This is a genomic window from Leptospira fletcheri (assembly GCF_004769195.1).
GTDB classification, from domain to species: Bacteria; Spirochaetota; Leptospiria; order Leptospirales; family Leptospiraceae; genus Leptospira_B; species Leptospira_B fletcheri.
This window is the reverse complement of record NZ_RQET01000002.1, coordinates 62,726-76,432: the sequence shown is the minus strand read 5'-3', so window position 1 is coordinate 76,432 and position 13,707 is coordinate 62,726. Positions and strand designations below refer to the sequence as shown.

Annotated in this window: 14 protein-coding genes; 9 read left to right on the top strand and 5 right to left on the bottom strand. The window is 48.4% G+C overall.

The genetic code is table 11. From position 1 onward, the window contains the following. Position 1: 1 nt before the first annotated feature. Complete coding sequence (locus tag EHO60_RS02385; RefSeq protein WP_135766580.1) at positions 2 to 736, bottom strand: RluA family pseudouridine synthase; 735 nt, start codon at positions 734 to 736, stop codon at positions 2 to 4. Between the two features lie 98 nt (positions 737 to 834). On the opposite strand from EHO60_RS02385, the gene EHO60_RS02380 reads away from it, so the two are divergent. Together EHO60_RS02380 and EHO60_RS02375 are read left to right on the top strand one after the other, a co-directional pair. After that, complete coding sequence (locus EHO60_RS02380; protein WP_135766579.1) at positions 835 to 1,449, top strand: helix-turn-helix domain-containing protein; 615 nt, start codon at positions 835 to 837, stop codon at positions 1,447 to 1,449. A gap of 16 nt (positions 1,450 to 1,465) precedes the next feature. Continuing rightward, entirely contained in the window at positions 1,466 to 2,476 is a 1,011-nt protein-coding gene (locus tag EHO60_RS02375; RefSeq protein ID WP_210409308.1) for a hypothetical protein, read from the top strand. Positions 2,477 to 2,568: 92 nt separating this feature from the next. Here EHO60_RS02375 and EHO60_RS02370 read toward each other — a convergent pair whose 3' ends face one another. Beyond that, on the bottom strand, positions 2,569 to 4,059 hold the full coding sequence (locus tag EHO60_RS02370) for a sodium:proton antiporter (protein WP_135766578.1): 1,491 nt from the start codon (positions 4,057 to 4,059) through the stop codon (positions 2,569 to 2,571). 229 nt (positions 4,060 to 4,288) lie between these two features. Here EHO60_RS02370 and perRB point away from each other — a divergent pair, with 229 nt between their 5' ends. Beyond that, positions 4,289 to 4,747: a peroxide-responsive transcriptional repressor PerRB gene (gene perRB, locus EHO60_RS02365; protein WP_135766577.1), complete on the top strand. Its 459-nt coding sequence runs from the start codon at positions 4,289 to 4,291 to the stop codon at positions 4,745 to 4,747. On the opposite strand, the gene lpdA is transcribed toward perRB, so the two are convergent. Then, positions 4,737 to 6,155 carry a dihydrolipoyl dehydrogenase gene (lpdA, locus tag EHO60_RS02360; RefSeq protein ID WP_135766576.1) on the bottom strand — a complete coding sequence of 473 codons (1,419 nt, stop codon included), beginning with the start codon at positions 6,153 to 6,155 and terminating at the stop codon, positions 4,737 to 4,739. The two genes, perRB and lpdA, sit on opposite strands and share 11 nt — an antisense overlap. A gap of 104 nt (positions 6,156 to 6,259) precedes the next feature. Beyond that, positions 6,260 to 7,003, bottom strand: a complete 744-nt coding sequence (locus tag EHO60_RS02355; RefSeq protein ID WP_135766575.1) for a class I SAM-dependent DNA methyltransferase — start codon at positions 7,001 to 7,003, stop codon at positions 6,260 to 6,262. Between the two features lie 130 nt (positions 7,004 to 7,133). Between EHO60_RS02355 and EHO60_RS02350 the strand changes: the two genes are divergently transcribed. From EHO60_RS02350 to EHO60_RS02335, 5 genes are all read left to right on the top strand, one after another. After that, positions 7,134 to 8,099: a hypothetical protein gene (locus tag EHO60_RS02350; RefSeq protein ID WP_246028097.1), complete on the top strand. Its 966-nt coding sequence runs from the start codon at positions 7,134 to 7,136 to the stop codon at positions 8,097 to 8,099. Further along, positions 8,090 to 8,602 carry a chemotaxis protein CheX gene (locus EHO60_RS02345; RefSeq protein ID WP_135766573.1) on the top strand — a complete coding sequence of 171 codons (513 nt, stop codon included), beginning with the start codon at positions 8,090 to 8,092 and terminating at the stop codon, positions 8,600 to 8,602. Before EHO60_RS02350 ends, EHO60_RS02345 begins: the two co-directional genes overlap by 10 nt. A gap of 37 nt (positions 8,603 to 8,639) precedes the next feature. Beyond that, the gene (locus EHO60_RS02340) at positions 8,640 to 9,383 is read left to right on the top strand and encodes an alpha/beta hydrolase (protein ID WP_342775985.1); all 744 of its coding nucleotides are present in this window, start codon (positions 8,640 to 8,642) and stop codon (positions 9,381 to 9,383) included. Further along, a complete protein-coding gene (locus tag EHO60_RS17340) occupies positions 9,380 to 9,670 on the top strand; it encodes an alpha/beta hydrolase family protein (RefSeq protein ID WP_342775984.1) in 291 nt (96 codons plus the stop codon). The genes EHO60_RS02340 and EHO60_RS17340 overlap by 4 nt, the downstream gene beginning before the upstream one ends. Before the next feature lie 250 nt (positions 9,671 to 9,920). Beyond that, positions 9,921 to 11,411: a DUF342 domain-containing protein gene (locus EHO60_RS02335; RefSeq protein ID WP_135766572.1), complete on the top strand. Its 1,491-nt coding sequence runs from the start codon at positions 9,921 to 9,923 to the stop codon at positions 11,409 to 11,411. A gap of 27 nt (positions 11,412 to 11,438) precedes the next feature. Here the strand turns inward: EHO60_RS02335 and mtnA are convergent, their stop codons facing one another. After that, positions 11,439 to 12,518, bottom strand: coding sequence for an S-methyl-5-thioribose-1-phosphate isomerase (gene mtnA / locus EHO60_RS02330; RefSeq protein ID WP_135766571.1), 1,080 nt, complete (start codon positions 12,516 to 12,518; stop codon positions 11,439 to 11,441). A 161-nt stretch (positions 12,519 to 12,679) separates the two neighbouring features. Here mtnA and EHO60_RS02325 point away from each other — a divergent pair, with 161 nt between their 5' ends. Then, positions 12,680 to 13,684: a rhomboid family intramembrane serine protease gene (locus EHO60_RS02325; protein ID WP_135766570.1), complete on the top strand. Its 1,005-nt coding sequence runs from the start codon at positions 12,680 to 12,682 to the stop codon at positions 13,682 to 13,684. The last annotated feature ends 23 nt before the right edge of the window (positions 13,685 to 13,707 follow it).

The window sequence follows — 13,707 nt, the reverse complement described above, 5'->3', positions numbered from 1 at the left end:
TTCAAAAAGGGAAAGAAATTCCAGGAAAAAAGGGAAGGTAGATCCGAAAATCTTCCGGGAGAGGAGACAGGATTTGCAAGGGTCTTTCCGCATTCGGCGGTAGGAATTTTAAAAGATAGGAATGGAGTAGGCAGCGATGGGGAGAAGGGACCTTGTTTTTGAATTCGTCTCCGGAAGGATCGTAGGTATGGTCTCCCAGAATCGGAAAGCCGGCAAAAGCGATCTGAAAACGGATTTGGTGTCTCCTGCCAGTGATCAATTTTGCGGACAGAAGGGAAATATTCCCGTTTTGATTCCGGGAAAGAACTTCGAACTCCGTGATCGCCTTCTTTCCTCCGGAACGGACGGCGGATACTTTACCTTTGCCTTCTTTTAAGAAGCATTCCTCTCGAAAGGAATCTTTTGCCGGGAGTCCCTTTACGATGCACAAATATCTTTTTTCGGATTCGGAAAGGATGTGATCCGCTTCTTTGTTTCGTTCCGCATCGATACAAAAAAGTACGAGTCCGCTCGTATCCAAATCCAAACGGTTCACCAAACGTAAGTAAGGTAATTTTTCCTGAGCCTGGAGTTCGTCCGCAAAATTTCTACGATTCGGATCCAATGTCGCGTGAACGGGGAGTCCGGCGGGTTTTTCCGCGACCAGGAGAAAATCGTCTCTGTACAAAACCGGGATTTTTTCCGGTTTCTTTCGTTCGTACCCGAGAGACTTGGGCCCGGAATGTTTCTCACTCATACCGGTCCTAGAATCGAATCTTCTCGCTTCCTGTAAACTTAAGACGTGTTTTTCGAAATTGGATTGACATTGATTCCGTTATATTGGATGAAAAAGGTATGAACCAAGTCGATGCGGAAGAAATCGAGGCGAAGGATATCGTTTCCAGCGAACATATTACGGAAGTTGTCAAAGAAAACCTTAAATTAATCCGCCATACTAAAGGACTCTCTTTGGACAAACTCGCGTCTCGTTGCGGAGTGAGTCGTGCCATGTTATCGCAAATCGAACAAGGAAAAAGCGTACCCACCATCGCTGTTTTATGGAAAATCGCGAACGGTTTGAACGTACCCTTCAGCGAGCTACTTAAAGAAAAAGGAACGGACGGAGTTCTGGTTTTAAAAGCGGAGAATACGAAGATCCTGTATTCCAGTTCCAAAGTGTTTTCCAGCCGCGCCTTGTTTCCTTTTTTGGGCGGGAGAAGAACGGAATTTTACGAGCTCGTTCTGAAGCCGGGCGGAATCGAAGTCGCGGAACCTCACCAAGCGGGAACGACGGAAAATCTCGTGGTCGTTTCCGGAAAGCTCAGACTTAGAGTGGCTGATAAGGTAGTCGAACTGGACGCCAAGGATTCCGTGTTTTTCCGGGCGGACGTGCCTCACGAATATATCAATCCTACGGACAACGAGACTCTGATGTATCTGGTCATGGATTACCGGGACGAAGTTTCCTAAAATTCCGGTGCGATCTTTGCGATCTAAAGTCCTCCTACTTCTTTTATTTCTCGTCGGGGTTTTGCCTTCCCAAGCGCAAACCGGATCCGCAGAAACGAAGCCACCGCCTTCGGGAACCTTCGGCGTGGATCGGTATGAAGAACAGATTTCCTGTCATCAAGAGGATTGTATCCAATACGATCTGGAAGAAATCGCGAAAAAAGGTACGAAGTCCGAATTGAAAAGACTTCTGTCGGAAAACGTAGGAAAGGTGCTCATCGATACTTCCAAAAAGCGGCTGAAATTGGGAGACGACGAATTGGAAGAGATCCGCGACTTTTTGTTGGAAATCTCCAAACGGGACGGAAGAGTTGCTATCGAAAAATTGCATATAGCCGTACGCGCTTTGGATTTGCCGGAACCTCCCGTCCTAAAGGAAGTCGGTTTCGTAGGCTGGAACGTATTCAAAAGGGTGTACCGCGGAATTTATTATAGGCCGACGACGAACTATAACGCCAAGGTTTTGTACCATCCGGAGACCAGGAATATCGTTCTGGTCTATATCGTTCACAAACGATACGGAGATATTTGCGAGACTGTCTTTTCCTCCTGCAATCAAATCGAGTATTTGGACGAGGACACGTTCGATCTGCAATTGTCCACGGCGATCCAGGAATCCAAAGAAAAAGGGATTCCGGTTCGAGTCCAGTTCGGTCAGGTGGAAGCCACTTTACCCGAGACGAAATTGGAATGGGAGAATCTGAAGAACATGGGTAGATCCGCGAGGATTTACAAGTGGATGATGGCTGCCAACGATAGAGAAGTGAAACCGTTGTCCAAATCCAGATTCCTTCCTTTACAGGCAGCGTTAAGCGTCGTGGATTATTCGCTGTCCGTTTACGATTGGATCGGAAAGGTCGTCATGTATCGACCGGCTAGATCCACGAACGTAGAAGTTCTATATACGGAAAAAATCTCTCCGGACGGTAAGAGTAGCCGGAGTCTTCACTCGGCAGTATTCACTCCGATTCCTCAATCTTCCGATTGAAAAGCCCCTTTCTTTTCCTTTTCGCATCCTGAAGATAAAAAACCGCCGAGAACAGCGCTCTCGACGGTTTTTTCCGGGTCCGACTTCCGCGATTAAACGAAGAAGAGGAAGGTCAAAAGGATAAAAGTTGGGATGAGTAGGCTCAAGGAATAGAGTACGTACCCTCCGAAACTCGGCATTTTAACGTTATTCTCTTCCGCGACGGATTTAACCATGAAATTCGGGGCGTTCCCTATGTAGGTCAAGGCTCCCATAAATACCGCTCCCACAGATATGGCTTTTAACAAGGATTCTCCGAATGGATCCGCCAAGATTTGGTGGATGTCCGTAAATCCGAGCAAGCCTTTTGCCAGAGACACGAAGGTGAGATAGGTCGGCGCATTATCCAAAACACCGGAAAAGAGTCCTGTCACCCAGAAGAAATGCCAAGGTTGTGTGACTCCCAATTCCTTTCCGTGGTGTTCCAATAATAGAAGCGCTGGGATCATCGTAAGGAAGATTCCGATGAATAGATACGCGACCTCCTGGATCGGCTGCAGAGTAAACTTGTTTCTTTCCCGCAGTTTCGGATCGGAAGTGAATTTGGAAGCAAGGATCAGCAGAACGAGAACTCCTTCACGGAGGAATCCCAGGTAATGGTTGTGTTTGATCGCAGGAATGTAATGTTCGTTGATGTAGGCTACGGACAGCACCACTCCGAGGAGCCAAATGATATTGACTTGGCCTTCCAATCCGATCGGAATCTGTTCCCGGATGTCCCTTTGGATGTCCTTCTTGGTCTCTTTCTTATGCATGACCGTGTCCCATACGAAATAAACGACTAGTAGGAGTACCGAGGTGAGAAGCATCTCCGGAAAAAGGCCGAAGGTCCAGGTAAAAGGCACGCCTTGCAGATATCCTAAGAACAATGGAGGATCCCCGAGGGGTGTTAAGGAACCGCCGATATTCGAAACCAGAAAGATGAAGAAAATGACCGTATGGACCACGTGTTTTCTTTCGGAATTCGTTTTTAGGATCGGTCGGATCATGAGCATGGAGGCTCCGGTGGTTCCGATAAAAGAGGAAAGAAAGGTACCTACGATCAGAAAGATCGTGTTATTGATCGGCGTGGCTTCAATATCCCCTTTTAGAACGATCCCTCCGGAAATGTAAAAGAGCGAGGCCAGAAGAATGATGAACGGAATGTAGTCAAAGACCATGGTGTGATAGATCTTTTCCCCGCAATTGTAGGCCAAAAGTACCCCGAAGGAAACTCCTCCCAACGCCAAGGCGACTAACAGCTTATTATTGTTATTTTCCCACCAATGGGCGGTCGCGTGGGAAATCAATGGTAACAATGCGATGCTCAGCAGGATCAGTATGAAGGGGATTACCGACCAGAACGGAAGGTCTCCGCCTAAGCTCTCGTGATGCGCCGGCGCAGATTCGTGGTGTTCGACCGGAGCTTCCGTTGGGGAAGGAGCGGATTCCGCTTGGGCAAGAGTTTCCGCCGTGCCGAGACCGGCCGAGGAATTTTGAGCCCCTGCCGAAAAGGGAAGGAGGAGCGCAAAGATAAGGATGGAATTAAGGATTCTGTTTCTCATCGTTCCTATCGTTTCCGAAGATTTTTGGACAGGTTATGGTTCCGAAGGATCCGTATCAAAATAAAAACCCTGTTTGCCCGGATTTTTCTCCGGGTTTTTGGATTGCGAAATTCCAACGGAATCCAAAGGTTTCCTTAGAATACGTTGGAATTCGATTTTTTTCCGGCGGATTCCGAGGGGAAAGACCGTCCTATATTATAGGAACCCTTGTTTTTCAAGATCGCTTAGAATGGATCATTTTAGTAAAAAGAATAATTACTGCCTTACTCCGGACGAGATTGCGAAACGTTTAAAATCCGTTTCCATCCAGCCTACGATGCAGAGGATCTCCATTTGCCAGTACGTTCTTTGCGAAGCGGACCATCCTACCGCCGAAGAAGTAAAGGAGTGGGTGGACCGGAAATCCTTTAAGATGAGCCTAGCCACCGTTTACAACACGTTGAACGTACTGGTTTCGGCAGGGTTGCTGCGGGAGTTCAAATTTTCCTGTCTGGGAAAATCCGTGTTCGATAGCAATATAGACGACCATTACCATTTCTTCGACGAGACTACCGGAAAATTCCACGATGTGGATTCCTCCATGCTTCACCTCGAATCCGAGCTTCCCACGGAGTTCAAGGTGAGCAAGGTAGATATTCTGTTCTCCGGGACCATGGATCCAAGACCCAATTCGTCCGCTATAGGTTGATTGCTTCTCCCAAGGCTTGGGCGGCGGCTTCCATTAAGGCTTCCGAAAGAGTAGGGTGGGCGTGTATTCTTCCTGCGATTTCCTTCAGTGTCAGTTCGGAACCCATTCCTAGATTCACTTCCCCCAAGAGTTCCGTTACGTTCGGACCGATCATGTGGGCTCCGAGCAATTCTCCAGTCTTTTTATTCGCGATCAGTTTGACCATTCCCTCGGTTTCACCCAGGGCTTGGGCGCGTCCGCTGACCCGGAAGGGAAATTTCCCCACGGAGATTTCTATGCCCGCTTTTTTCGCGTCCGCCTCCGTCTTACCCACGGAAGCGACCTCGGGGTGGCAATAGGTACAGGCGGGAATCTTATCGTAGTCGATCGGCTCGAAGATTAGGTTGTGCGAATTTCCTTTGGCGATCGAAATCGCTTCCGCGGCTTTGATTCCTTCCATAGAGGCGACGTGGGCCAATAACGGAGCTCCGATGCAATCCCCGATCGCGTAAATATTCGGTATTTTGCTTTTTAATTTGGCGTCAACTTTGACGAATCCCTTCTGCAAAAAGACACCGATCTCCTCCAGAGACATCCCTTCCGTATTCGGGACGACTCCAATGGCGACTAACGCTTTTTCGAATTCCCTGCGTTCTCCTTCCGGAGGAAGACCTTCTCCTTTGAGAAGAAAGGAAACCCCCTTCGCATCCGCTTTGGGATCCGAGACGCCCACATTTACCAAAACCTGGATTCCCCGTTTCGAGAAGGAACGATTCAGCAGCCCGGAAATTTCCGGATCCTCCAACGGTAGAATTCTGTCCTGCATTTCGATCAAGGTCACTTGGGTTCCCATGCTGGCGTAAAAATCGGCAAACTCGGCTCCTATGGCTCCCGCTCCTACGATTGCGAGCGATTTCGGAGCGGAGTCCTGGATCATTGCGTGTTTGCTGGAAAGTACCTTCTCCCCGTCGAACGGAAGTCCCGGAAGTTCTCTCGGTCTTGCCCCGGTAGCGATGATGAAGAATTCGGAACGGATTTCCTCCTTGGAGGAATCCGGAAGCCAGATCGTGTTCTTATCCTTGAACACCGCGCTTCCCTTCTTAACGGAAATCTTATTTTTCTTCATGAGAAAATCGACACCGTTGGCCATCGTATCCGCGACTCCTCTGGAACGTTTGACGATTGCGGGAAAATCGGCGCTGATACCGGAAATTTTAAGTCCGAATGATTCTGCCTTACGCGCCGATTCCAGAAGGTGAGCGGATTCCAGAAGAGCTTTGGTGGGAATGCATCCCCAATTGAGGCAGATTCCGCCGAGTCTCTCCTTTTCGATCAAGCAGACGTTCAGACCCAATTGCGCCGCGCGAATCGCAGCCACGTATCCGCCCGGTCCTCCGCCGATTACGGTCACATCAAAACTTTCGGCCATCTATTTCCTCCGGGGATCTAAGATCTCAAACGGAATGCGGATTGGGAAGGATTTTTCGGATCCGTTCGGAATCGGGCCAAGGTATCGAGCAGGGCCCGGTCTCTTTAAGCGCTTTTCTTTTTCAATACGAGAATCATCCGCCCTGCATTGCTGCGGAACTTTACCTCGTTGTAATTCGAATACACGTTCAGGATTTCCATCCGGTGTTTGGATAGGATCCTTTGGAATTCGGTCAAGAAGTAGGCCCGCATCAGGTGTTTGTCCTTTACTTCCTTGGAATTCAAATTATAGATATAATTGACTTCCACCACTGTGGATTGGTCTGCTCGGACCAATCTGAATCCCCGATTTCTTTGGATCACGGTGTTTCTCGTTTTGGTTTGAGAAACGGGAGTGATCGCTTTGCGTTTGATTTTGCGTAACGGTTCCGCATTCCAGACTTCTAGTACCGCGATCCCGGCAGGTTTTAAGTTCGACTCCAGTTGTTTTAAGGTGGATTCCACTTCTTCGTTCGTGAGAAGGTAATTGAAGGAGCCGAATAGGCTAATGATCCCGTCCCATTGTTCCTGGGATTTGTACGTTTGCATGGAGCCGACTTCGAACCTACAATGGGAGTACCGTTTTTTGGCGACTTCGATCATTCTCGCGGAAGAATCGACCCCTCTTAATTTATAGCCGAGGCCCTGGAAATGGGTCACGTGTTCTCCCGTTCCGCAGCCCAGATCCAGAACGTTTCGGATCCTATGTTTGCGGAAGAGTCGGTCTAAAAATTGGGTTTCTAAATCGAACTTTCGGGCGTTCTTTTCTATATCGAAATAATATTCCGCGAGTTCCGAATACAGTTTCATGGAAAAATCGTTTGAGCCGGGGAGAAATCCGCCCGTTACATATAGTAACGGAACGGAGTCCGATAAAATGCAATTTTTCAGGGATTTTTTTCTTATTTTTCCCGGCTTCGCGGAACAGCCTTCGGTTTGGATGGACGGACAAGTCCTTGCTTTGGGAAGCGTATCTTTTGCGCTTCTGGCATTGTTCGGGTTTGTAGTGCGAACCAATTTGGAACGGAAATCGGAATCTTCCGAAGTCCCTAAGGAAGTTTCTCCCGAGGAAATACCGGAAAGTCCCGAGCTGCCGAAAGATTTTTCGAAACCGTCCGAAATCGAAACGGTTTCGGACCTCTCTCAAAGAAGTTATTTTCATTTGCCGGTAAAGGGAAAAATCTACGAATCCATTCGCGACTTTTTGGATTCCCTCTCGGAGTACGGAAGTTGGGAGATCCAATTGTTCTCCCAGTACGGAAAGCTGAGCCGCTGCGCATCCAAACAGAGAAGTTTGATCGTCCTATCCGAAGGATTTCCGGAAGCCGTCGTAGAGGAGTCGGATGGATTGACCTGGGTTCTGGAATGGGAAGGCTCCGAGATGGGAAAGGTGGTGTGTAACGGTCTGGAAGATGGCGGAGAATCGAGAGAGAAAGAGTTATCGAGAAAAATACACTCTTTCGCGGAAGCTCTGGCACTTTCCTCCAAGACGGAGGATTTCGAGACCGGATGGGGATCCTATTTGGCATTCTGCAACGCCTTGGAAAAAGAAAGAAAGGAAGGAGAAGAACCTAAAATACTCCTGTTCCTGGAGTTCGCTTCGATCGACGAACGTTCGGTCCTACTGAAAAGTTTCGGTCGATGGTGGTCGGAGAAATTCCATGATTCCATCCTTCTTTATCGAATCCGCGGAAACCGGGCGGCTTCGTTTTTGTCCACTTCCGACTGGATCTCTTTTCAGAAATCTCTTCCTTCCCTGATGGAATTTTTAGGTTCTCCCAAACGTTCGTTGAATGTGGGGGCCGGAGTCCGCGTCAGGAAAGACGATAGGGATTGGGAACCGAAAGCTAGGGAAGCGTTGTATCTATCTTTGGAAGAAGGACCGAACCGTTTAGTATGTCTGTAAATATAGATCCACTCCTCGACGAAAAGTTCATACTCACCGTTTCGCAGATTTTTCCCGAATTCATCGATAAGAGTTTGGGGGTGCATGCAGTAAGGGAAGCGTTCGGTCCTTCGAGAAACGAAGGGCTATGTTACGAGAACTGCACCTGTGTGGAATTCAAGGGAGAAGCGGAAGGAAAGTTATTTCTCGCGATGGACGGCTATACGAAGCTGAAATTGCTTCCGAAGATAGCAAAGTCCTTCCATATAGATCCTACGATCCGAAGCCACGCCGCCTCCATCATGCTCGAATTCGCGAATCAAATCTGCGCGGAGTTGATATCCGAAATGAAGTCGGGGAGATTCGAAATGGAAGTATCCCCTCCGGAGAATCTGAACCATAAACTCGTTCCGATAGATTCCGAGCAATACAGGCAATATATATTGATCTATTTTCTGAAGGACGAAATCGCGAAACAATATCTGGGCAGAATCTATCTGGTTTTGCTGATGCGGAAATATTGAACCCTCTCGGATTCGCGAGATCTTATCCTAAATCGAAATGATCGACGATACCATATTTACCGGGTTTCCCTTTTTATTACGTTATGCGGGATTTCGAGATTCTCCCATATCTCCGATTCTTGAAGTCGAATTGGAGTCGGAAATCGGAGTCTCGGTACGAACGAAGATTCTCGGTCCTGAAGATAACTCTCCGGTAATTTATCTACAGCACGGAATGAGCGCCAAAGGAATCGAGGACAAGAGAATTTTGGTGCTGGCGACCCACCTGAGGAATACAGGGTTCAAAGTGTATCTCCCTGAACTGACGGAAGTGAAGAATCTGCAGATTACCGACGAAACCGTCCGAAAAATTCGGTCCGTTTTCCGGGCCATCGGAAAACGGGAAGGGAAGTCTGTCTCCTTTCTTTCCGCGAGTTTTTCCGCCGGAATGGGGATGGTTGCGCTCGCGCAAGAAGAGGATCAGTCGAGACTGGGCGCGACCCTTCTCGTCGGCACCTACTTCGATTTTGGAACGACGCTCCCATATGTGGTTTCGAATTTCGAGAGGGATCCATATGCGGTTTTTGTGGTACTGTACAATTACGTAGACAAGGTCCGTTCCGAGCTTACCGGTTTAAAACGGTTTTATCTGGAATCCTCCTTGGATGCGGGTTTGCAACGGACCGGAGACGCGGCCGTCGCACCGAAATTGATTTCGGATCTCTCGGAAAAGGAAAGGGAATTCGTGAGAAACGTGGGTACTTCCTCTTTTCGAGCCGAACTCTCTCCGAAGAGATTTTGAACCAACTCCCTCGGAATTTCATCCGGGAAAATTCCCCTAGGGGAGTCGTCGAGTCCTGGCGGTCCCCGATCGCTTTGTTGCACGGTGCGGATGATCCGGTAATTTCGCCGGCCGAGTCCGAAACCTTATATTCCGCCCTGCGAGAACGGAAAATTGCCTCCAGCCATTTGAGCTCAAAATTATTGACCCACGGCGATCATTTGCCGTTCTACACCCAAATCCCCGAGATTCTGCCTTTGGCGCGTCTCTGGGGATATTTTCTTGAAAAGGCGTCGGATTTTTCGTAAATAGGGTGAGGTTTTATACGAAATTATCCGTCAGGTAAGTTACTAGTTTCGTCCTAAAATACCTCGAGTCGGACCGTTTGTTAGTCGACGAATATATGGAGGCATGTGAGACTTCGACAGTGGTCGGTGGTTCCTCTTGTCGACGTGAAAAAAAAGAACTAAGAATCGAAAAGTCAGAAACTTGTTAACTTAGAGTTGTTTCCAAAAAACGAAGCAACAGAGACCAGGGCTCGATTGTTAGTAAGGTAGAATGGCAGTGAGTACTGAACAAAAGTCAGGGTTGCCTGAACAAGATACTAGCTGGGAAAGCGTATTCACCTTAAAGGTGGCCAATGATGCTTTATCCGCGGAGCTTACGATCCGTCCGGGAATGATCAGAGGGCGAGCCTTATCTACCGGAGTCATTCTGGAGTTCTTGCACGGAAGAGACATTTCCCAAGAACGGGTTCTGAACGATAAAATCTACCAAGTCCTGAAGCAACTCGCGGAAGCCACTTCCAAAATGAATTTTTCTCCGGTCACGTTTCCGATCGCAGCGGGAGTCCCTGCAATGAAAGGGGAAGACGGTTGGGTGAAATTCTACCATCCTCAGGCCCAGCGCGTGAAGATCGGAGAAGATGGAAAAGCCGATTTCAGAAATATCGAACGTTATATTTATGTAAAAGAGGGAGAGAAGCTCGCGAGTCTTTTCGAAGGGATTCCCGGAAAGCAAGGAGTCGACGTCTTCGGAAAACCCATCGCTCCCCCCTCGATCAAACGTCCCAAGCTTACGATCGGTAAGAACGTTCAGGAAAGAACAGGGTTAGTGGACGGAAAGGAATTGCGGGAATATTTTTCGAGCACGAACGGCGCTATCTTTTCTACGGAAACTTCGGTAACCGTTTCCCAGGAATTGCAAATCGATTCCAACGTAGGACTCGGAACCGGGAACGTCAACTACGACGGTAATGTCGTCGTCAAGGGGGACATCGAGCCGGGCGCCTCCGTAACCACGAACGGAAGTTTGATCGTAAAAGGAAACGTGGAATCTTCCGAACTCCAGGTCGGAAGGGATCTGGAAGTGAGCGGCGGAATCAAGGGCGACGGCAAGAACGTAATCAAAGTGGGAGGACATCTTTCCGCGAAGTTCATCGAAAACGCCGAGATAGAAGTGGACGGGGATCTGGTGGTGGAAGGGTTCGTTCTGAACTCGAAAATCTTTTGCCTCGGAACCGTCGCTTTGAACGGGGCGAACTCGAACCTGGTGTCCTCCACTGTGACCGCTTTTACCGGATTGGTTTGCGGACATTTGGGCTCTCAGGCGGAATTGGATACGGTAGTAGAATTAGGATTTCATTATAGAAATGATCGTGCCTTCGAAGAATTGACGAAAAGACTTCACTCCGCGGAAAAAGAGATGGAGAAGGTTCTTCCCAAGATCCAGCAGATCAAGCAGCTCGTGCAGAGATCCAGAGGTCAAATTCCCGAAGAGAAAAAAGAAGGATATCGTAAGGTCTTCGCGGAATATAACGAGAAAAGCCGATTTATCGAAGCTTTGAAAAACAAAGTGGAGGCTTTAAAAGCGGCTAGATTTCATCCAGGGGAAGTGCAACTTGTGGTCCGAAAAGGTGCGTACAAGGGAGGCGTGATCAAATACAGAAGGCAGATCGAAAAGGTGGAGAAATTCCAATCCGCATTCATGATGCGTTTCCATCCGGGACAGGACAAGGCCGCGATGGTCGCGGTAAAGCCCCAAAAGTAGGAAGAAAGAAAACCCCGATCGGAGGCTTTAGCCGAATACCGATCGGATGTCCTGCGGCTTTACGATCCCTCTTTCCGTTATAAACGCAGCGATTAAATCGGCCGGAGTGACGTCGAAAGACGGATTCAACGCTTTTACATCCACTGGTGCGATCATTCCTTCTTCCAGAACAGGCGTTCCGTCCGTTTTTTTTAAGAAACTGAATCTGGTGACTTCGTCTTGGTTTCTCATTTCTATCGGAATTTCTTTGCCGGAAGGGATCCGAAAATCGAAACTCTTTTCCGTGGCTGCGATATAAAACGGAACTCCGTGGTACTTGGCCACTATGGCCAATGGGTATGTGCCGATTTTATTGGCGGAATCCCCGTTTGCTGCGACTCTATCCACTCCTACGATCACCGCATCTATCTTTTGCGTAGCCATAACCCAACCGGCCATGCTATCCGTGATGAGATAGGATTCGATTCCTTCCTCTTTCAATTCCCAGGCGGTCAGTCGCGCGCCTTGGAGATACGGTCTTGTTTCATCCGCATATACGGTTAAGTCGAAACCCGCCTTATGCAAGGATCGGATCACCCCCAATGCGGTTCCGTGTCCGGCGGTAGCTAAGGCACCAGTGTTGCAATGAGTCAGGATTCGGAGCTTGCGATCCTTTTTCGAAAAAAGGGAAAGTCCATGTTCCGCGAGAGAAAGGTTATTTCGAATGTCTTCTTCGTAGGTAGCGACGGCAAACTCTTCCGCTTTGTTTTTCATTTCGGAAAAGGATAAGGAGTCGTAAGATTGCGGAGGGAAGAGAGATTTCAATTCTTCCAAGGCTGTCCGTAGATTGACTGCAGTAGGTCTGGATTCCAGGATGCGAAAAAGCAAGGATTCGAATTCGGCGTAGGAAGGTTTGGATCCGACCTTTTTGAGTTCCAAAACGGCTCCGAATAATCCGGTGATGGCGATCGCGGGAGCCCCTCTTACGATCATTTCACGAATCGCAAAAATGACGTCCTGAGCGTTCGACGCGAGGAACCATTCTTTTTTTCCGGGGATCAGTCGTTGGTCCAACAGACGGAGAACTTCTCCCTCCCAAAAAATCGGACGTAAATTCTGCTTTTCCAAGATTTTTTTGGCCCTAAATGCTAAAGAGGCCCCTCCTTTCCTACGATCATTACAGTGTGATTGAAATCATCCCGAACTCCCAAGGGATGAGGACGAACCGGGGCGATCAGCCCCGGCTTTGCCTACTTGACTCCACTACCAGTTCCCTGAATCCTTGTTGAATGGCAAAGAGAAATTCCGGGTTTAGTCTGAAGCTGTTCGGATTTTCCATATTCCATCCGCTGAATCTCATCCTCATCGTAAATCTTCTCGTTTGGATTTTGCTGATGCTCGAGTCCGGGAGCGGAATTTTAACCTACTTTTTCGGTCTGAATCCTAGTTTGCTCGTCGAAAAAGGAATGGTCTGGCAGGTGTTCACCTACGGTTTTCTGCACGTGGTCGGAGAGGGATTTTTTATGCCCTTCCTACACATAGGAATGAATATGTTCGGTCTCTATACCCTCGGTTTCTGGGTATGCCGTTACGTAGGCGAATGGAAATTTTTTACCATTTATCTGTTGTCCCAACTCGGAGGCGGGATCTTTATTCTTCTTTTTGCATATATCGGTCATGCCTCCGGTTTGGTTCCGGAATATAGCGCCTGGGATAGCTATCATACGGTTACCATCGGCGCGAGCGGCGGCGTATTCGGAATTCTGGCGGTATTCGGTCTGATTTTTCCGGACGCGAGATTCGTCTTTCCCCCTGTGCGAGCGAAATACGCTCCTTGGGTTTTGGTAGGGGTGGGTTTTGCTTACGACCTTTTTACCTTTCTGCAGTACCGACAAAACGAAGGTCATCAATCCTTTTTCGGAATGATGAGCAATTCGGGGCATTTGGGAGGCACTGTGTTCGGATTCTTAGGATGGAGGCTACTTTCTCATTGGGGAAAACCTTTTAAGGGACCTATGTTTCTGAAACGGGGAAGGCGGGAGATCCCGGCCAAAACGGAATCCCTGGAGGATTCCTTCGAAATTCAAATCCGTAAGAACAAGGACCTTCTCGCAACTCTTGAGTCTCTGGCCTCGAAGGAAGAAAAAAAGAAGTTTCTCTTTCCCATCCAAGCCAAGGATACGAATCTTTGTCCGCCGCCGACCTATAATCTGGAGGATCCGATCTGTCTACGATGCAATTGGCTACAAAATTGCGAACTCCGGAAGTTGGGAGAAAAAGATCCTCTCGTCTAAAGGTTCATGCGGAGAGTACGAAT

What these genes read in the sequence shown, in the direction of transcription:
- EHO60_RS02385 (WP_135766580.1), bottom strand. Translation starts at nt 736, where the DNA reads ATGAGTGAGAAACATTCCGGGCCCAAGTCTCTCGGGTACGAACGAAAG.
- EHO60_RS02380 (WP_135766579.1), top strand. Translation starts at nt 835, where the DNA reads ATGAACCAAGTCGATGCGGAAGAAATCGAGGCGAAGGATATCGTTTCC.
- EHO60_RS02370 (WP_135766578.1), bottom strand. Translation starts at nt 4,059, where the DNA reads ATGAGAAACAGAATCCTTAATTCCATCCTTATCTTTGCGCTCCTCCTT.
- perRB (WP_135766577.1), top strand. Translation starts at nt 4,289, where the DNA reads ATGGATCATTTTAGTAAAAAGAATAATTACTGCCTTACTCCGGACGAG.
- lpdA (WP_135766576.1), bottom strand. Translation starts at nt 6,155, where the DNA reads ATGGCCGAAAGTTTTGATGTGACCGTAATCGGCGGAGGACCGGGCGGA.
- EHO60_RS02355 (WP_135766575.1), bottom strand. Translation starts at nt 7,003, where the DNA reads ATGAAACTGTATTCGGAACTCGCGGAATATTATTTCGATATAGAAAAG.
- EHO60_RS02350 (WP_246028097.1), top strand. Translation starts at nt 7,134, where the DNA reads ATGGACGGACAAGTCCTTGCTTTGGGAAGCGTATCTTTTGCGCTTCTG.
- EHO60_RS02345 (WP_135766573.1), top strand. Translation starts at nt 8,090, where the DNA reads ATGTCTGTAAATATAGATCCACTCCTCGACGAAAAGTTCATACTCACC.
- EHO60_RS02340 (WP_342775985.1), top strand. Translation starts at nt 8,640, where the DNA reads ATGATCGACGATACCATATTTACCGGGTTTCCCTTTTTATTACGTTAT.
- EHO60_RS02335 (WP_135766572.1), top strand. Translation starts at nt 9,921, where the DNA reads ATGGCAGTGAGTACTGAACAAAAGTCAGGGTTGCCTGAACAAGATACT.
- EHO60_RS02325 (WP_135766570.1), top strand. Translation starts at nt 12,680, where the DNA reads ATGGCAAAGAGAAATTCCGGGTTTAGTCTGAAGCTGTTCGGATTTTCC.